General features: G+C 38.1%; 17 protein-coding genes. 6 read left to right on the top strand and 11 right to left on the bottom strand.

Annotated features, from left to right (window positions below; translation table 11 throughout):
* Positions 1-20 precede the first annotated feature (20 nt).
* Genes FZF08_RS07225 through FZF08_RS07215 form a run of 3 tightly spaced genes read right to left on the bottom strand, consistent with a single transcriptional unit; the run spans position 21 to position 2407 of the window.
* Positions 21-701, bottom strand: coding sequence for an SOS response-associated peptidase (locus FZF08_RS07225; RefSeq protein WP_229216448.1), 681 nt, complete (start codon positions 699-701; stop codon positions 21-23).
* A gap of 1 nt (position 702) precedes the next feature.
* Positions 703-1965: a Y-family DNA polymerase gene (locus FZF08_RS07220; protein ID WP_159467972.1), complete on the bottom strand. Its 1263-nt coding sequence runs from the start codon at positions 1963-1965 to the stop codon at positions 703-705.
* 1 nt (position 1966) lies between these two features.
* A complete protein-coding gene (locus FZF08_RS07215; protein ID WP_159467971.1) occupies positions 1967-2407 on the bottom strand; it encodes a LexA family transcriptional regulator in 441 nt (146 codons plus the stop codon).
* Between the two features lie 305 nt (positions 2408-2712).
* Here FZF08_RS07215 and FZF08_RS07210 point away from each other — a divergent pair, with 305 nt between their 5' ends.
* The 5 genes from FZF08_RS07210 (at position 2713) to FZF08_RS07190 (ending at position 5766) form a co-directional block, all read left to right on the top strand.
* Positions 2713-4236, top strand: a complete 1524-nt coding sequence (locus FZF08_RS07210) for a DUF4942 domain-containing protein (RefSeq protein WP_159467970.1) — start codon at positions 2713-2715, stop codon at positions 4234-4236.
* Positions 4233-4658 (top strand): hypothetical protein, encoded by a 426-nt coding sequence (locus FZF08_RS07205; protein WP_159467969.1) that lies wholly within the window; start codon positions 4233-4235, stop codon positions 4656-4658. The genes FZF08_RS07210 and FZF08_RS07205 overlap by 4 nt, the downstream gene beginning before the upstream one ends.
* Positions 4659-4741: 83 nt before the next feature.
* The gene (locus FZF08_RS07200; protein WP_159467968.1) at positions 4742-5068 is read left to right on the top strand and encodes a hypothetical protein; all 327 of its coding nucleotides are present in this window, start codon (positions 4742-4744) and stop codon (positions 5066-5068) included.
* Between the two features lie 2 nt (positions 5069-5070).
* Positions 5071-5556, top strand: coding sequence for a hypothetical protein (locus FZF08_RS07195; RefSeq protein WP_159467967.1), 486 nt, complete (start codon positions 5071-5073; stop codon positions 5554-5556).
* A gap of 6 nt (positions 5557-5562) precedes the next feature.
* Entirely contained in the window at positions 5563-5766 is a 204-nt protein-coding gene (locus FZF08_RS07190; protein ID WP_159467966.1) for a hypothetical protein, read from the top strand.
* Here the strand turns inward: FZF08_RS07190 and FZF08_RS07185 are convergent.
* The 8 genes from FZF08_RS07185 to FZF08_RS07150 are packed head-to-tail and all read right to left on the bottom strand — an operon-like array spanning position 5759 to position 15987.
* Positions 5759-7480: a hypothetical protein gene (locus tag FZF08_RS07185; RefSeq protein WP_159467965.1), complete on the bottom strand. Its 1722-nt coding sequence runs from the start codon at positions 7478-7480 to the stop codon at positions 5759-5761. The genes FZF08_RS07190 and FZF08_RS07185 overlap by 8 nt on opposite strands.
* 41 nt (positions 7481-7521) lie before the next feature.
* Positions 7522-8055 (bottom strand): hypothetical protein, encoded by a 534-nt coding sequence (locus FZF08_RS07180; protein WP_159467964.1) that lies wholly within the window; start codon positions 8053-8055, stop codon positions 7522-7524.
* A gap of 22 nt (positions 8056-8077) precedes the next feature.
* Positions 8078-9520 carry a phage portal protein gene (locus FZF08_RS07175; protein ID WP_159467963.1) on the bottom strand — a complete coding sequence of 481 codons (1443 nt, stop codon included), beginning with the start codon at positions 9518-9520 and terminating at the stop codon, positions 8078-8080.
* Between the two features lie 11 nt (positions 9521-9531).
* Positions 9532-10695: a PBSX family phage terminase large subunit gene (locus tag FZF08_RS07170; protein WP_200837046.1), complete on the bottom strand. Its 1164-nt coding sequence runs from the start codon at positions 10693-10695 to the stop codon at positions 9532-9534.
* 28 nt (positions 10696-10723) lie between these two features.
* Positions 10724-11347, bottom strand: coding sequence for a hypothetical protein (locus FZF08_RS07165; protein ID WP_159467961.1), 624 nt, complete (start codon positions 11345-11347; stop codon positions 10724-10726).
* 7 nt (positions 11348-11354) lie between these two features.
* Positions 11355-11981, bottom strand: coding sequence for a hypothetical protein (locus FZF08_RS07160; RefSeq protein ID WP_159467960.1), 627 nt, complete (start codon positions 11979-11981; stop codon positions 11355-11357).
* Between the two features lie 8 nt (positions 11982-11989).
* Positions 11990-12196, bottom strand: a complete 207-nt coding sequence (locus FZF08_RS07155) for a hypothetical protein (RefSeq protein ID WP_159467959.1) — start codon at positions 12194-12196, stop codon at positions 11990-11992.
* Positions 12197-12207: 11 nt separating this feature from the next.
* Entirely contained in the window at positions 12208-15987 is a 3780-nt protein-coding gene (locus FZF08_RS07150) for a GDSL-type esterase/lipase family protein (RefSeq protein WP_159467958.1), read from the bottom strand.
* A gap of 195 nt (positions 15988-16182) precedes the next feature.
* On the opposite strand from FZF08_RS07150, the gene FZF08_RS07145 reads away from it, so the two are divergent.
* Positions 16183-18027 carry an AAA family ATPase gene (locus tag FZF08_RS07145; protein WP_159467957.1) on the top strand — a complete coding sequence of 615 codons (1845 nt, stop codon included), beginning with the start codon at positions 16183-16185 and terminating at the stop codon, positions 18025-18027.
* The last annotated feature ends 186 nt before the right edge of the window (positions 18028-18213 follow it).

Below are 18213 nucleotides of genomic sequence, written 5' to 3'. Positions count from 1 at the left end.
ATTATAATATAATAGATAAGCTAAAATAGAGATATTTGTTTTGGTACAGCCAACACGGCTTTTAGTTCAATATACGACCGGTCAAAAAATGCCATTTCCGGTATTTGTGGGTTAAGCCAGTGCTCGTGCTCATCCGGATTAAGAACGACCAACATCCGTTCTCCCTCATTTTTAATTTTCTTCATTAGCTCATTGCCCTCAGTTGTGCAGATTGTGTAGCAGTAAGTCGTTGCGCCTGTTTTAGGATCCTTCCATTCATTAAAAAGCCCTGCACAACAGAAGATACCATTGTCAGGCTTGGTTACCATATATTTGGTTTTCTTTGATTTTGGATTTCCAGGCATTTCCCACTGCCATTCATACATTCCATCCATTGGTATAATGCAACGGTTGGAAATCTTATTCTTAAAGGAAGATTTTTCAGGCAATTCTTCAAGGCGCGCGTTCAGACATTGGTTTCTAGCTTTCTTTACTTCCGGGCTGTTCTTTGCAAACCCTTTAAAAGTTAACCAATCAGCGATCAGGCCCCATTCATAAAACTGAATGATCGGCCGCTCATCCCACCGTACAATAGGATATTCGGGAGATTGAAATCCATTTATTTCGACGGATGGCGTATAAATATCTTTCTCCAAGAACTCTGCTTTCAGAGCCTTTGCGACTGACATCGCGTCTGCTGTAAGTTTGGTATGATAACACATACTATTTTGCGTGTATAATTATAATTTCATCCAGTTTAGTTGTATAGCGTGGTGATAGTCTCTCCTGTTTCATCTTCCATGTACGTCCAAGATCCTGAGCCGCAAGTTTTATTTTCTGATTTCCCAGTGACTTATTTAACTTATCGACAACAGCAAAAAGCGGGCCATGTCTGGGATCAGAATTCTCAAATATGCTCCGTTGTCCATAGTTTGCCGGTGTAATTTCCAACGCGATTACGCCAGCTTTTTTATAAGCGAAGCCCAATTTAAAAATTTTTTTCAAACCATCAGCCGCGAACCTCGCTAATTCAATACTCGAATTGGTAGGATAGGGTAGTTGAAGGACCACATTTCTCGCATACTGTGGCTGATCGGGCCTGAATGCATTGGTATGAACGAAAATCATCAATGCATTACAGCAAGAGTCCTGCTTGCGGAGTTTCTGAGCACATATAGTTGCAAAAGTTACAACACGCTCGTGGATGTCAGAGAATTCAGTATAATTCTGGTCAAAGCTTCGGGTTGTCGCTATGTTCTGTTTTTTCTTTTCTTCTTCAAGTTCAAGGCGGCGCCTACCGGCCAGTTCATGTTGAAGCCTGAGCCCAACGATTGACATATTATTTTGCACCCATCCCTGATTCATACGGGTGAAATCAAGTGCTGTAAAAACGCCTAGTGCATTCAGTCTCTTTGCATGTTGCCGACCGATTCCCCAGACATCTTCAACTTTTGTCCATTGGATTGCCCTTTGAATTTGGGTTTCGCTTTTTATTACATAAACCCCGGCCGTGGTATGTTGAAATTTCTTTGCAATCTTATTGGCGACCTTCGCTAACGCTTTTGTGGGGGCAATTCCGACAGATATTGGAATACCTGTTGATTTTGTTACCACGCTGCGCATTTCTTCGCCGATTTTTTGAAGATCAAAGAGTTCAAATCCATCAAATTGAATAAAGGCTTCATCGATACTGTAAACTTCAACCTCCGGAGAGAATGTAGAAAGGATGTTCATTACCCGGCTACTCATATCTCCGTAAAGTGCGTAGTTACTTGAAAAAACCTTTACGCCATTTTTCTCAAAATCCTTTTCGTACTCGAAGGCTGGAGCTCCCATCTTTATTCCAAGTGTTTTTGCTTCATTGGACCTGGCTATAACACAACCGTCGTTATTTGATAGAACCACGATCGGAACGCCGTTGAGTTCCGGACGGAACACACGTTCGCATGAAGCATAGAAATTATTGCAATCAACCAGTGCGAACATATCAGAAGAATTTAATTACGCTGGTAACTACGCCCCAAATGATAAATTCGCTTTCAGAAGTAACCTGGATGGGCGGGTATTTGCCATTTTCTGCAATAAGCCAGCAAATATCTTTATCGATAAGTATGCGCTTGACTGTAAATTCCTGATCGATGAAACATACCGCAATGCAATTGTCCTTATAGGGCAGGCTTTTGTCCACCACAATAATATCGCCGTCATCTATTCCGATATCTTGCATGGAGTCGCCTTTAACGCGCCCCAGAAATGTGGATGAAGGATTTTTCACTATTTCTTTACTTAGATCAATGGCCACGTCAATGAAGTCGGCGGCCGGAGAGGGAAATCCCGCGCTAATACCAGCCACAACGGGAAGAATTATAGCGTGATCACTTGTAAAAGGGAATAATTCAAGTTTTTCTGACAGCTCCGGGATTTCCATAGTTGATGAAGTTTTTAGCAAAGATCAATCAAAGAAAGCCATATTGTCAATGAAAAAATGGATTATTTCCAATTATATGGAAGAAATCCAATTCGGTTAGTTTAAAAATAATATTTCCATATTTATTGCTTATTATTATATACTTATAATATAAGTATATAATAAATTCTTACATTTGTTGGCACATTTCAAATGTCCGCTCTGGCCAGCTGCTGTTTGAAATGTTTTAAACTATATTCATTAAAGCCTGAATCGATTTGAGTGGCCAGACTCTTTTCTTTTCGGGCTTTTTGATTTTTAATGTCATGTTCGATTCTGAATTCTACCCCACGAATAAAGCAGCATGGGAAGCGATGAATGCCGACTGCTACGGCAAAGTAGTTCTCGATCCTTCGGCAGGTAAAGGAGACTTACTTAACTATGCCGCCGATGCCGGAGCATCTAACACACTGGCAATAGAAAAACATCCACAGCTTAGAACATTGGCAGGTGTAAAGCACAGTGTTATAGGCTCAGATTGGTTTCAAACATCTAATGAACAAATTAGCCATGTTCAAATGATCTTAATGAACCCGCCGTTTTCGAACGCAGATAAACATATTTTACATGCATGGAAAATCGCACCGGAAGGCTGTGAAATTATTGCTCAGTGTAACTATAAAACAATCCACAACCCGTACTCAACTTATCGATCCGAGCTTTCGATGTTGATTAAAAATTATGGATCTGCCGAGAACAAAGGTTCGATGTATACAGAGGCTGAAAAAACAACGGATGTAGAAGTTGCAATCATTCACCTATTCAAACCAATGACCGCGACAAATCCTGATTTTGATGGTTTTTATTTCGATATGCCAGAGCTTAATCAGTCCGATGGATTGATTAAATATAACGAGATACAGGCACTTGTAAATAATTACTCGGGTGCATTAAGGTGCTTTGATAAGTTCTCTGACATAGGTGCAGAGTTGAATCAAATTTGCAAACAAATGGATTTTGGTCAATATGGCGGTTTTAATTTTAAAATGTCTGGCAATGACGACGTTCGGGACGGCGAGATTAGAGATAAAAACACTTTTGCCAGACAGCTCCAAAAACAATGCTGGAAAAATGTTTTTAAGAAATTCAACCTTGAAAAATACATGACCAAGGGAGTATTGGCTGATGTTAACAAGTTTGTAGAAAGTCGCTTTAATTATCCTTTCACCATGAAGAACATATTTAGAATGGTGGAAATTATTGTCGGAACTTCTGATAATAATATGCAGAAAGCAATCATTGAAGCAGTTGATAGGTTTACGATGCATACGCATGAGAACCGTTTTAAGGTAGAAGGCTGGAAAACAAATTCAGGCCACATGTTAAATCGTAAATTTATTACTGGATGGATTGCGGAAATGGGATACGACCGCGAGGGACTCCAAATAAAGGACTATCAATCTAATTTTGGTTATATCATGGATTTAACCAAAGCACTTTGCTTTCTTACGGGCAAGGACTTTGATAAGGTAGAGCAAATTAAATATGCCCCTTGCGAAAGAGACGAAGCGGGTGATCTTATCAAAACCTATAAGCATCTAAATCCAGATGGAACGCCAAAAGTAAACTTTCTGGGCACATTTATAATCAAGCATGAAAATAGGTTTCAACCAAACACCTGGTACGAATGGGGCTTTTTTAGGTTTAAAGTCTTTAAAAAAGGGACGGGACACTTCGAATTCAGGGATGAAAACGACTGGGCACGTTTAAATCAGGCGTATGGAAAAGCGAAAGGGAATCCATTACCGGAATCAACTTGGAAAAAACAATCTAAAAAACAATCAACATGAAAATTTTAGCTTTTATTTTAATTATCTTTTTTACATCTTTTCTTATTGTAGATGGATTAGATGTTTGGTATGGAGTGGTTCGTTTTAACTGGACAAAGAAGCATCTTTTAGAAGCAGGTATTTTACATGGTCCGCAAGAAAAATTTCAGTTTAAAATATTGCCACATGGAGGCTCAGAAGGATATTTAGTAGTACTGGTTTCCAAAGATGGGTTTTATACTTATGACGAAGCTGTGGAATATTTTGTATTGGGGGATAGACCTGTTTTAAATCCTTTTCTATCCAAAACTTTAAAAGAGGCCAGAGATTTTACGGGTAAATTTAAAACCTATCAACAGTACGATAATTATGCTAAAAATTTAGAACGGAAATATGACTTATCTGCCAAAGATTATTCTAAAACCGTAACGATATCTCCATAAAAAGAATTGTCCTCTGATCTGGCGGTAGTTTATTATGCATTTCCCAATTTTGTATATTTACACTTCAAATTTTGACAATACAAATGACTAACAATGAGATAGTACAGGAGTTTCCGATACAGCCACTGATCATGCAGCCAGCTGGGCCTCCAACGGAAGAGCAAATAGAAGAAACGATCGCATTACTTTATGAAAGACTGGAATCGCCAGATATGATGCTGCCAATAAACGCTTTTGTCCGAGAAGGATACGAAGAAGCGGTTGACATATTGGTTGATGACATCAAGGATTATCGAAGGATCAGCGCGAAATCAATCCAGGGAAGGGCTATCGCCGTATTAGCTTGCGACTATTTGACTGGCAATTGTTCAAGGGAAATTTTAATTGGGGTACCATTAAAACATGATTAGTTATGATGCCAAACGAAAATCAATTAAAAGAATTCTTCTCCTCGGAAGTATTTAAAGGCATTGATCCTGAAAATGCAATGGCTGCATTCAAATCGAAATTTGATAATGGATATCAATTCATTTACGAGGTGTCATCACCAAATGAAGAAAACGAATATGCAACCTTGGGTTATTTTTCTGACTACAAATCAGCCACAGCGATGTGTAAAAAGTTGCCTGAATCAGGATTGAGTCAGATCACATTAGACGAATATGAGAAGGATGCTTTAAAGTCAGGTGGCTTATTTTGGATGAATATTGATGAACTAGGAATTGTACATGAAATAAGGACAGCAATAAATTTTCAGGAACCGGTCTTTTATTTCCCAAATGAAAAGGGTTTCGGATATGCGGAAGGAACATTTTTTGGCGAAAATGAAGAAGATGCCGTTGAAACAGCCAGAAAAAGAATGGATCAAACAGACAAATCTTATCACGAATCTTTGTAAATTAAAATGACTGGACAAGAATTATTCGACAAGTATACTGACCTCAAAAATGAATACGCACAGACCCTATGGACTGCACGTATGGTAATGGCTGATGATGAAGTATTCTTTAAAAAACTGGAAGAGGCAGAAAGTCAGGGCAAAAAAATAGGATTAGTTGAACTGCCAGAAGGTATTGTTGGAGAACACTCCGAGATTGAGTTTATTTAGCCAGGAACTCGTCAATCAGATTAATCATCGCTTCATAAAGCTCTGGCGCTATTTCCTTGAAAACGCTATTGCCTGCAAATTTATTCTCAAAGGCATGTGCGATAAACTCTGCTTCTTTTTTACCTGTGTGAGCAAAGTAGGCTTTTGTATGACCAAAACCGTATCCAGGATTTAACGACATCAGAGTATCTGCAAATGCTCCGATTTTTTCAATCGTGTCGTGATCTGCTTTGTCTGCATTTATATAGGCATCTTTCCATTTATTTTGTAAGTCCATATATCCCTGTGACCGATTGGCCTGCAAATCCTTTCGGAATTTTGTCATCAAGTTTTTAACTTCCTTAGTGTCCCTGATGCCATTTGCCCAGTCCACAGCATGACCGTATTCGTGGTAAATGATAGATTCTTGCTCCCATTTACTTTGATCAAGGCGTTTATCAGGTTTAATATTGACGGCTTTGGCAACCGGATCGTAATGCGATCCTTTCGCTTTGCTCGTTGTCATCGGCACATCGCTTTTTAATTTTGAGAAAATATCACGGTTGATCTTAACATCGTATTTCTTTTCATATTCACCAATGCTAGAAGGCGTATATTTTGGATCGGCAACAACTGGATCCAATTTGATCACAACCGGTTTCTTGCCTATGGCAAAATTAAGACCGCCTGTTACGGTTCCATTTTTAAAATTGTCTTTTATGAAATAGGGCTGCGATTTGGCACGAAGCAACCGGTCTTTGTTTTCGGATATCCATTCTGTCCATCCTTCCGGCATTTGTGTAATCTCATTGACTGATTTAAATCCGGAAGTATCATCACCGTTCAAAATTATGTCGGTCAGGTTATCAATTTCCTCCTTGGTAGCCAGAATTGAAACACAATTACAGCGGCATTGCGGATGCCACTGCCTAAACCTGAAAGTTTTTGGATATCTGCCTTTCAGGCTTTCGCAAACCACACATGGGAACGGATTATTACTTCTGCGCACTTCAAATCCGACAACGAAATCAAGATTTTGCCAGCGCTCATGATCAGACGTACGGTAGGCCATGTTGATCTCGGACCTGGTGACCCGCATTGCATTTTTGAAGCTGCTCCTGTAAACACCTTGACCGGGAGAATAGGCCTTTGCTGCCTTGGAAAGATGAAGGACTCCTCGCGCATCTCTAACCCGTCTAAAAAGTTTATCCGGATCATTAAGGTAGGACTGAATATCCCGGGCAAGATCCGCTGCGGATTTTCCTTCTGCCATTCCGACATCAAGACCAAGCTCCAATTCCTGTTTGAACTGATCAGTTAGTTTCCACACACGGTCGGAAAGATTTAAACCTTCGGATTTTCTGGACTGAAATGCCTTCAAGGCGTCCAGATTCCGGTCCATGTAGCGATCGATTGTTTCCTTCGGGAACTTGGTAGATTTGATGATTGAATTCACCAGATCATCGTTTTTCGATGCAGACAATAACCATTCGTGCTGAGTGCCCGAATCTATCGTCGCCAGCATCTTCCCGGAAAGAGATTCGAATAGATTTTTTACCCGGTCATTTAAAGCGGGAAAGTCTGAGAAAGCAAAAGGCTTATCCGGATTAAAGTTTACCGACAGGCCCATACGCACCGCTTCCTTGATCGCATTGAAGTAAAGGAGTCTTACTTTTTGTGCGAATGCTTCAACGTTATTTAAATGGTCAGCTTCCCAGTTACGAGGCTTTGACATAGTGTGTGTTTAATTATGGCGAATTCGCCATAATTGAATTATTAATCCCAAATTTCTTTTAGTGTCATCATTTTTGTACTGTAAGAAGTAAACGCTTGAACATGACCATAGTCATGACAAACGAACTTATCTCCAATCCATCCGAAATTATCCTGTTTAACATCCCACATAAAACGTGGTATTTTGTCAGGCCTTTTTAACTCGGGCATTTCCGAAGTTTTTGCCATGCACATAATATGGCCACCCGGACTTATCCAGTCAATAAGAGCGAACCAATTTTTAACCCATTCGAGTTTTCCCGTCAATCCTTCTATCTCTCGCCACATAAGAAACTCCTGAATGTTGCAGTAGCTGTTTTGCATTGTGCAATCATGGTCTGTCTTTTGTACGTGGCCATATTCAATCTTTATAACCTTGGTTGGATCCAACGCATGTTCATAAACTGCCCGGTATGTTCCGTTTGAGATTAGCCGCCCTAGCATGCACATGATCATATCAATTGCAACATGATCAGATTGAATAATGGCCCTTGCTCCTTCGAAAATAGTTGTGTTGTAGCCTAATTTTGTGACCATTCAGTTGTTTCTGTTTTTGTAATTATATCGTCGGCCCTGAAATACTAAAGGTGTTTGCCGTAGTTGTTTCTTCCTGGATCTGTTTAAAATCAGCAACTGGATCAGAAACTAAACCAGCTTTATTTACTGACTGCATCTGACTTATAATTGGTTTACCGCCGTTTGCAACGACCAAGGCGTTAATTTCTTCCATTACGTCTTTTATAGTATATGGAATAATTTCAGCATCAACTTTAAGCTTGCTAGCCGTTTTTGCCCAGGCAACGTTCATCGAGCCGACAAATGATTTTATAATATTTAAACGGCGTTTTAGATAGGGATCAAATGTCTCACGCTTATCCATGACCTTTAAATGTGCATCCATAAATAATAAGCGTAGAGCGATGCCGGAGATGGCCCCCATTCCTTTAACAGCTTCGAATGATATATCTGGTGTTTGGGTGTAGGTAAGTATCACCTTAAACATGTTTTCAACTTCCATTCTAATAGATTCCGGCGCTCCTTCCCAAACCATAAGGCCAACTTTACCACCTTTCTCAACTTCTATTACTTTTCCCTGTTCTCCTTTTTTTCCCAAACTTAAAATTTGACCTTCTGCGACAACCGTCGGGGATCCATTATAATCATTGGTGTCTCCATGACTAGAAAGAAGAATTTCAAGCCTTTCGATAGCAAATTGCACATCGGCCCATTCCGCATCTTCCTGCTCCGCAAAAACCAGTGGAATTCGTTTTAAAATGTTTGGTGTTTTTTTACTTAAAGTCCAGCCTTGCTGATTATTCTGCCATAAATAATAGTTATCGGAGGTATAACATTCAAAATGTTTAACATTTTTGTTTTCATCATCTTTAATGACAAACAACCTGCTAAAAGCGATGAGATCTCCTTTTTCATCAAAATAGGGATAGAGTTCACTTCCGTCCCATGGACTAAAAATTGACAAACGAAGCCTGAATTTTGTTTTAAATCCATAATCTTCGTGCTCTTCTTCTTTCAGTTCAGGATACCAAATCTCTACTACCTGAGTACTTTTGAATAGATTTTTGGCTATTACTCTGTTTTGGCTATCCGTTTTATTGTCGTCAAGAATCTTTTTTATAGCGTCAAGAACCAATATTTCCTCTGGAGAAGCTGCATCTGACTGGATATCTACGGGATTACCAAACAGGAATGTAACAGCTTTGCCAACGATGTTTTTTTGCATTGGTACAGGGATGCGATTAACATACTCCTGTTTTGTACCAGTTTTTGTTACAAAACCACCATTCCCATCGGATTCATCATATTCGTAATTAACAGTTCTTTTAGGACGGATAGACTCATTCATTACTGCGTGTTCCTTTACATCCCACTGTTTTTTCAGATCTTCAATTTTGAAATCCTTTCCTTGGGAGCACAAAATATTTATAAGCTTGGTTGTATCAGAAACCTGATTCAGCCACTGTTTAAGAGTTTCGTAATTCATTAGTGTGTGTATTATCGTAAAAAACTTCCAAGATTTCTTTTTGGCTCTGGCTTGCCAAGTAATTCAGACATTACCACATATCGAGATCCATCAATACTGTGATTCCATGCATCTATAGGTTCATTCAGCCATACGCCATTTTTGTCCTGCTTATACGTATAGTTTTTTAATTCCTTTATTATATTCAATGAACCTTCGGTGACAAATAATTTCATTGATTTCATCTTGTCAATGCCAGCTTTTACAGAACCTTGATATTTTTGGACGGCATGAATATTAAATCCGGCAACGAATATCTCATTAACTAAACGAGGGTCGGCGCTTTCACTCCAAATCTTGCGGTTTCGATTTACAGATTTTAAAGTATTTATTATATCGCTGGAAGTCATGTGGGTTTTATAACACAGCTCATCCATGTACAGACTATTTTCTCCCTTCCAGATTCCTACATTTTCCAGCGCTGTTACATCATTAGTATAACCAAAATCGAGCCCCTGGTACTGAATTGCCATGCTTGGTATTTCCGGAACAATCTCCCAATTTTCAAAAACGAGACCTTCAATTTTAGCACGTTTGCCTAGCCCGTATATCAGCCATTTGCGCTTATCGACAGTACCATTTTTATAATTATCAGGTGTAGGCTCATATGATAGAATTTGTTCTTTGGCATTTTTAGGGATCAGTCGATTGTCAAGCATAGTGCTATGCGAATACCATGTTTTCTCGCGCTTACAAACACTGTCGTAAATCCAGTGTTCTTCTTCACTGGGGTTGTAATCAAGTATCGCAAAACCCTTACAACGTTGCATTAGCTGATCGTATGAGTCTTTTGAAGCTTCCACAGCTTCGTTTATCCAGAAAGCGTCAGTTTGCATACCATGTATTTTCTGAGGATCATCCAAACCAACAAACCAGAACTCTGTACCAAATAAGGTGTAGATTTTATTGGTTTTATTTTCAGACTTACGATCATATAATCCGTACCCTTTTAAAACGTCAATGAAGTCTTTATAAACGGTACCATTTAGCCATGTTCCTTTCAAACGTGCAACCACCACACGCTTTGTCCTAGACTCGTTTATATATGCCCATCTAATCCAAAACTGGATAATACTATGCGTTTTCGAACTTCTGGAACCTCCTTCCAGAACAAACACATTATATTTTTCAGACAAGAATGAAGCATTTAGTGAATCAAAAACCTTAGTGGTTATCCCTATCATTTAAAAACTTTTCAATCTGCTCGTCAGTCATATTTTCGGCGCTAAGAAATGTTATCGGTGCGCGTAGGGGAGAGCCATTTTTCCCAGTCAGTTCTTTCTTCTCCGGAGCATACATACCTAAAAGCTTACGCCTCTCGATCAGCTGAAAACGGATTTCAGAAATGTATCTTGGATCACCAAAGTTGATTTCTTCCTTTTCGCCTTGCTCCAAATGAGTTGTCGTTATTTTGTCAGATGCAATTTCCTTGTCACCTTTCCCTTTTCCGGCTGCTGGTAACTCGCCCTTTCGCTTGGTAAATTTGGACTTATGATCGGTAGATGATTTTTGCCATGCATCCCAAAGAACCATTACGGCGTCATCAATGCGCTGCAATTCGAGCTGAACCATATCATCTATGTCGCTCATTCTTTCACTTCTCCATTCAGCCAGAAGGGCATGACGGTCGTTAAAAACAGCTTTGACACTTGGTAGTTTATCCAGTCCCATTTGCTTCATCACAACCTCGCAAGTCTGACGGATAGTCATACCTTTCTTATAGCACTCGGCGACGATAACCCGTCTTGCGCTCGCTTTCTGTTTATCTTTTCTCCGTGGATCTGTCATGAGTGGCTTACTTTAAAATGCATTCAAAGCCACGAGTTTGCAGCTCTTCAAAAAGATCTTCCAGTTTGTTTACGTCGCCGCACTCAACCTGAAGCTTTTTGCTGATGCCTTTAATTGGGTCTTCCTCACTTTTGTCGTCAACCAGATTCGGCACGTCCATGCCCCAATGCTTCAATTCTTTTTGATCCCACTCTGAGCTAAGCATGTCGTGGTCCCACTTTCCAAAACTCAGATTATCTTTGACGGCGTAAGCTCTTAACTTTTCGGTAGGTGTGTCTTTGGGGAGAACCCGGCATGGAGCCTCTTTCTTATCACGCAGCATCGTAATTGCAGCAAACCAGTCAAGGAAAAAGCTTTCATGGCGCTTGCTTTCGACCAGCTGATCGAATTCAGTTTGTAGCATAGCAACGACTTCTTCAATCGCTTTTAATCGCATATTTCCTCCAATAATGACAAACCTTTTATTAAAAGGAATAACCACCATTTCGCGGATATCCAAAAACTCCGGATCATCGATGATTGATTGGCGAAGCGTTAAGAAGTCAGCGTCTTTAATAAATCTGGGATTCGCAGGAAGCCCTTCAATCTGCCCTTCATTGTTGTCGAGAATAGATAATTTTATGTTCTGTTTCATAGAAATATTTAAGCCTCTCTTTCATCGAATCCGGAAAGTTCCACTATTGCTTCAATTTCTTCCTTAGTCCAAATTAACTGTTCCAGGTTGGGATATTGGTTTGGATATTTATCATCCTTTTTCCAAGGAATAGTTTCCATATCCTGTACAAAGTCGGTTGATTCACAATCAACAACGTGTTTTATATATTTCTTTAAAAGTTCTTTGTAGTCCATTGTTATATTTTTTATACTCTAAATAAAAAACTATTCATCTTCCTAGCAATGTAAGGTGCGCCAACTGCGGAGGAAGGGTGTACATTATCACTGGTAAATTGACCAATATTTTCGTAGGTTATTCCAGAGCTATTAAACAAATCAAGAAGCGGCACAGAATACATCCCGGACACTTCTTTAATTGCATCTGCATAAGCTTTCTGAGCTGTATAATTAGCCCGGCTATTGCCACGTTGAAGGGGAGTGCAAATCACGATCGTTTTTCCAACATTTTGAGATTGTAAAGTGGCTAGCAGATATTTTAGCGCTCCGTAAAACGTAGTTTTTACCGTGTCAGTAACTACGCCAATAGGTACATTATAATACCAGTCGTTTGTTCCACCAAAAATAAATATTCCATCGGCCGCCATTGCTGTTATGCCAGCTATTCTGTCTACAAATGCTGTTCTATGAACGCCGTCATTTTCAATATCCTCTTTCCCCTGGGCAATACAACTTCCACCAATACCATCTTTTTCCCAAGTAAATCCGTGCACAGCCTGCACATATGGAATGTAATAGCCTTGGGCAGTAATACTATCACCAAGAAAAGCCCATTTTTTACCTTGCCAAATTAGATACGAAGCTTTACTGACGTACCCGCTTAAATTCAGCGCGCTTAGATCTAAATAATCTGGATTAATTTTATTTATTCCGGCTGTATATCCTGTTGCGACTGTACCTAATTCAAGTTGAACTGTGTCGTAGTTTGATGTACCAGCGGCCTTGACGTTAATAATTACCTTTACGCATAGACTAGGTGTAGTAAAGGTTGCAGGCAATGTTGAAAAGTTTGCAGAATTCGCGTTATAAACGCCCAAAAGTGCACCACCTGCATCTTCATACCGAATCTTTACGTACTGTGGATTCTGAACTGTTCCAGATAAAGTGTAAGATGTTAGAGGCAAAACAGTAATTTTTTCGGTAATCGCGTAACCGGATTGATTTACTATTGCGCCTGTATTATTTACAGCTTGCGCTTCAATTATTTTACTTTTATCAATTAAATTTTTACTTGGAACGTTTGGTTTTACGAAGACTGCATCTGTTTGATTTTTAGTGTAATACGATGAAAGGTCAATGTTTGAGGCATCTAATTTACTCCCAAATGAAACGTAAGATGTTGCAACAGATCCTAGCTCAATCTGAATAGTATTATAATCCGAGGTCGAATTAGCTTTTACATTTATTATAACCTTTGTACATCCGGCTGGTGTCGTAAAAGTAGCAGGTAGGTTGGTGAAATTTGCACTATTCGCATTGTAAACACTAATAAAAGTTCCGTCAGATTGCTCATAACGAATCTTAATAAATGGCGCACCGCCTATCGCACCTGAAAGAGTATAAACTGTCGAAGGGGTTACAGTAATTTTTTCTGTTATTGCGTAAGTAGCATCATTAACAATGGCCCCAGTATTGGACACAGCTTGCCCTTCAATTACTGCAGCTTTGTTGAATAAATTCTTTCCTTGGATCGTATATTTTGCATATAGCAAATCAGATTGCACTTTTGTATAAAAAGATGCCGCGTTAGCGAAAGTAGCGTCGGATTGCGCCTTTGTGTAGTATAAAACAAGATCAAGTTGGCTTGATGGTATCTTATTGCCAAATGCAATATACGTTGTTGGAACGGCACCTTTCTCTAATTGAATTGAGTTATAATCTGAAGTCCCTACTGTTTTAACAGTAATGTAAATTTTCACACAGTTAGCAGGGGTATAAAATACAGCAGGGAGCGTTGAAAAATCAGCGGAATTCGAATTGTAAAGTCCCAAAAAAGCACCGGAAGCATCCTCAAATCTGATTTTAACATATTGAGGTAGAACCATCGTTCCAGAATATACATATTGAGTTGAAGGTTCAACTACTGCCGGACATATAGCATAACCAGCCTGTGTTACAATAAGGCCAGTTGTATTAGTTAAACCCTTATTTTCTTGAATTAAGTCTTTATTTATTAAGTTTTTAGATGGAACTGTCAACTTTCCATAAATTAAATCCGACTGTGCTTTTGTGTAAACGCTGGATAAATCAACATTATCAGAAGACATAGTTATTTTATAAGCTTCGTATACTGTTGCAACAGATCCTAGCTCAAGCTGAATAGTATTGTAATCTGAAGTTGAATTTATTTTAGTTGAAATCCACAATCTAGTACAATTCGCTGGTGTCGTAAAAGTTGCAGGCAAGGTGGTGAAATTTGCGCCATTAGCGTTGTAAACGCTAATAAATGTTCCGTCAGATTGCTCAAAACGAACTTTGGTTCCACTAGGAAATCCAATTACTCCAGAATATGTGTAAGCTGTATTAGGTAGTACATTTACAAGAATCATTGAATAATTAGCAAGCGAAAGTATCGACCCGGAATTGTTTAAAGTTAACCCTTCTATTATTTTATTCTTATCAATTAAATTCTTTCCTTTAACGCTGAACTTAGATAATATATAATCAATATCATATTTAGAAAAAGAGCTCAACGCATTAGTATAAATTGAATCTAACGCTAAATAAAAAGATTCATATTGTGTAACTGTTGCCCCCAATTCGAGCTGAATAGTATTATAATCCGAAGTCGAATTTATTTTAGTTGAAATCCACAACCTAGTACAATTCGCTGGTGTCGTAAATGTAGCAGGGAGGGTAGTGAAATTTGCCGACACAGCGTTATAAACACCAAGAAAAGTACCTGAAGAATCTTCAAATCTTATTCTAACCCCACTTTGAGCATTCATAACGCCACTGTAAATATATTGAGCTAATGGCTTTACTTCACATTTAACAATAGAATACCCATTAGAAGCATTTATCAGGCCAGTATCAGTAATAACTAAGTTTTCAACAATTGCAGATTTGTCAATTTTATTTTTACCGGCAATGATAAAATCTGTTTTTATGGCAGACACAACTCTATCTAATATAGAATCTTTTGTTACCGAATTAAGTGGTAACCCAAGCAAAGGAAATGAAACATTAAGTTTGAATGGTTCGTAAGAAGTAGCTACGGAACCCAATTCTAATTGAATGTTGTCGTAATTGCCAGATGAAGCCGTTTTTGTGTTAAAAATAAGGTTCGTGCAATTAGCCGGTGTAGAAAAAGTGGCAGGTAGGCTTGTGAAATTTGCACTGTTAGCATTGTAAACACCTAAAAAGTTACCAAGCTCGTCTTCGAACCTAACCTTAACAAATGCCGGGCTGAATATACTCCCAGACAAAGTATAAGTCGTTAAAGGTAAAACTGAACACTTTCCACTTATTGAGTACGTAGATTGACTAGATTGTATTGCTCCAGAATTATTTACAGCTGATCCCTCTATTACAAGGTATTTATTAAATAAATTTTTACCGTAAGTAAAGAACGTAGTCTTATTAGGCGTAACGGATGCATCTTTAAGTTCTGTGGTTCCTATACTTTTTGAAGATATAGTGAATGCCCTACGCACCCAATTTTGACCACTCCAGTAAACTGAATCACCAATATTATACGTTATTGATGTTCCGGTTAAATTACTGGTCCCGCCAACTGCAACAATCCATAACTTTCCTTGATCGGATTGTACTAATCCAAGTGCAGATAAATTTGGAGTATTTGTTAATACATTCCATGATGTATTTTGTGGTTTAAATGGTCCTAGCACTGAAATTAATGATTCTTCAGCTGAATTTGCAGCCAATACAGCTTTTACTTTTGCATCAAGGGCAGCTTGAAGTATTGCGTCCAAACCAAAGTCGCCAATCCCGGCAAGTAATCCCATTTTTCGTAGTGTGTGTATGGTAATCTTTTTATATCGTAAATATAATTAAAAATACTTACAATATAAGTATGTTAAAATATTGACAACATTGACATGACAGCGAATATTTATAAGCTTAGCGGCTTTATCAAAAACGAGATAAAAAAATACCTACATTAGCCAAGAAAGTAGCCTCCATTATAATTTTGAAACAGAATGATTTTACATTTACAAGGCAATGACCAGATTTTAAAAGATGCCGGTCCAATCGATTTAAATGATTTTACCGTTTTGACAGGAGAAAATGGTTCAGGTAAAACTCAATTGTTACAGTGGATCTTGAACGCATGTCAAGGGATGGTACGGGATTATTCGCGTTTTGGAGGTATATATGACGACGAAAATAAGATATTAGAAAATGCCGTTTATGTAAGTCCAGGTTTGAATTATATAGATGGCAACGAAAATAATTTAGTAAATGACTTAACAACGAGTTGGGGCATCTTGCGGCCTATTGTCATGGCATTATCACTTACCAGACATATTAAATACCAAAATTTGGAGGAAGAAGTTGCTGCTCTAAACCAAGTTATTTTGGAATTTTTTAGATCACATGCGATTGGGAATCTGGCGACAAATCTTATGCATTTCCAAAATGATATTGTTAAAATACAGGAACATAAGCTTAAATATGTTAAAGATTTATGTGATAAGAGTAATAAGGCACCAAGTGACCTAACGATAAATGATTATATAGTTTTTCTTGATGTGCTAAATGAGCTGTTTTCTCCCTCTATACAATTGTTATTTTACCAATTTTACTTAAAAAATAAATATTACAATCACCTAACTTCCGGTAAAAAGGCACCATGGGTAGTATTCAATGAAATCTTAGAAAGAGCAAATTTTAAGTACCGTGTAGTTTACGAAACACCAATGAACGAAGATTATATTCCACAGGTGCAGCTTAAAGATGTTGAAAATGGTAATTTGATCTATTTCCTATTTTTGTCTTCAGGTGAAAAGACAATTATGTCTTTGATTTTTGCGCTATACTCATCGACAATAGGAGGCAATTTTCCTCAATTAATTCTGTTTGATGAACCCGATTCTCTATTACATCCTTCAATGTCTAAATTATTATTGGATGTCATACAAGATGTAATAGTGGGAGCAAATGGCGTCAAGGTGATAATGACTACCCATTCTCCTACAACGATAGCATTAGTCCCGGAATCTGCAATTTATTTAATGGATAGAGAAAAAGGTTATCCAATAAAAATTGGAAAAAAGAAAGCTATTAAATCCCTAACTGCGGGGTTGAATAATTTGAATTTACTGTACGAGGACAAACGGCAAGTATTTGTTGAATCAAATATTGATTTTATAGTTTATAACTCAATATATTCTCTTATTAGCGACAAGCTGCTGCAAGATGTGTCCTTGACTTTTGTGTCAACAGGAAAAGAGGATGGTGGATGCGAAAAAGTAAAACGTTTTACAAAAGAATTATTAAGCGCTGGAAACAAGTATGTCGCTGGAATAATCGATAATGACAGTGGGAATGTCAGTTATGACAATATTAAAGTGTTAGGCGAGAACAAAAGGTACAGTATTGAAAATTATCTTTTTGAACCTTTCTTTTTGGGAATATTTCTTCTTTTAGAAAAGGTTATTGACAAAGAAAAAATTGGTTTTAAAGAAACGGATAAAATTTCGAAAATATCAGGCATTGATAATGATCAAATGCAAACAGTAAGTGAAAAAGTTACAGGACTATTGAAAATAAAAGCAGATCATGAATTATTGGTAGAAGGTCTTTCAGAATGTAAAATGATTAATGGTTTTAAAATTTTGGTTCCTAACTGGATTTTGAACTACCCTGGTCATAGGTTAGAGGAATTAGTTAAGGATGCATTTCCGTTTTTTAAGAAGCCAGAATACAAGAATGATGGTTTTAAAAAGAAAATTTTAGAAGACGTTTTTGAGGAATTCCCTGAGTTCATATCAATCGAGTTTCTTGAACTCTTCACGCAATTGCAAAGAATTGACGTTTCATAAAATAAAAATGGCCGGAAGAATTTATCTTCCGGCCATTTTTATTATGAACAGAGAAGGATTGAAACCTTCAAGAGAACTTACCAGGCACCACACCCGACTAGACTTTTTACAGTTTGAATTTTAATCCTAAATCTGGTTAGTGATCAATGAATTAATGCAAGTCAAACGGCCCTTAATTTCAGATGT

It is taken from the genome of Dyadobacter sp. 3J3 (genome assembly GCF_009801115.1).
In the GTDB taxonomy this organism is placed as follows: domain Bacteria; phylum Bacteroidota; class Bacteroidia; order Cytophagales; family Spirosomataceae; genus Dyadobacter.
Note: the sequence above shows the minus strand (reverse complement) of the source record. Positions and strands in the feature narration are given on the sequence as shown.

Bases quoted from the DNA above. Each gene is read 5' to 3' on its own strand.
- FZF08_RS07225 (WP_229216448.1), bottom strand. From the start codon at position 701: ATGTGTTATCATACCAAACTTACAGCAGACGCGATGTCAGTCGCAAAG.
- FZF08_RS07220 (WP_159467972.1), bottom strand. From the start codon at position 1,965: ATGTTCGCACTGGTTGATTGCAATAATTTCTATGCTTCATGCGAACGT.
- FZF08_RS07215 (WP_159467971.1), bottom strand. From the start codon at position 2,407: ATGGAAATCCCGGAGCTGTCAGAAAAACTTGAATTATTCCCTTTTACA.
- FZF08_RS07210 (WP_159467970.1), top strand. From the start codon at position 2,713: ATGTTCGATTCTGAATTCTACCCCACGAATAAAGCAGCATGGGAAGCG.
- FZF08_RS07205 (WP_159467969.1), top strand. From the start codon at position 4,233: ATGAAAATTTTAGCTTTTATTTTAATTATCTTTTTTACATCTTTTCTT.
- FZF08_RS07200 (WP_159467968.1), top strand. From the start codon at position 4,742: ATGACTAACAATGAGATAGTACAGGAGTTTCCGATACAGCCACTGATC.
- FZF08_RS07195 (WP_159467967.1), top strand. From the start codon at position 5,071: ATGATGCCAAACGAAAATCAATTAAAAGAATTCTTCTCCTCGGAAGTA.
- FZF08_RS07190 (WP_159467966.1), top strand. From the start codon at position 5,563: ATGACTGGACAAGAATTATTCGACAAGTATACTGACCTCAAAAATGAA.
- FZF08_RS07185 (WP_159467965.1), bottom strand. From the start codon at position 7,480: ATGTCAAAGCCTCGTAACTGGGAAGCTGACCATTTAAATAACGTTGAA.
- FZF08_RS07180 (WP_159467964.1), bottom strand. From the start codon at position 8,055: ATGGTCACAAAATTAGGCTACAACACAACTATTTTCGAAGGAGCAAGG.
- FZF08_RS07175 (WP_159467963.1), bottom strand. From the start codon at position 9,520: ATGAATTACGAAACTCTTAAACAGTGGCTGAATCAGGTTTCTGATACA.
- FZF08_RS07165 (WP_159467961.1), bottom strand. From the start codon at position 11,347: ATGACAGATCCACGGAGAAAAGATAAACAGAAAGCGAGCGCAAGACGG.
- FZF08_RS07160 (WP_159467960.1), bottom strand. From the start codon at position 11,981: ATGAAACAGAACATAAAATTATCTATTCTCGACAACAATGAAGGGCAG.
- FZF08_RS07155 (WP_159467959.1), bottom strand. From the start codon at position 12,196: ATGGACTACAAAGAACTTTTAAAGAAATATATAAAACACGTTGTTGAT.
- FZF08_RS07150 (WP_159467958.1), bottom strand. From the start codon at position 15,987: ATGGGATTACTTGCCGGGATTGGCGACTTTGGTTTGGACGCAATACTT.
- FZF08_RS07145 (WP_159467957.1), top strand. From the start codon at position 16,183: ATGATTTTACATTTACAAGGCAATGACCAGATTTTAAAAGATGCCGGT.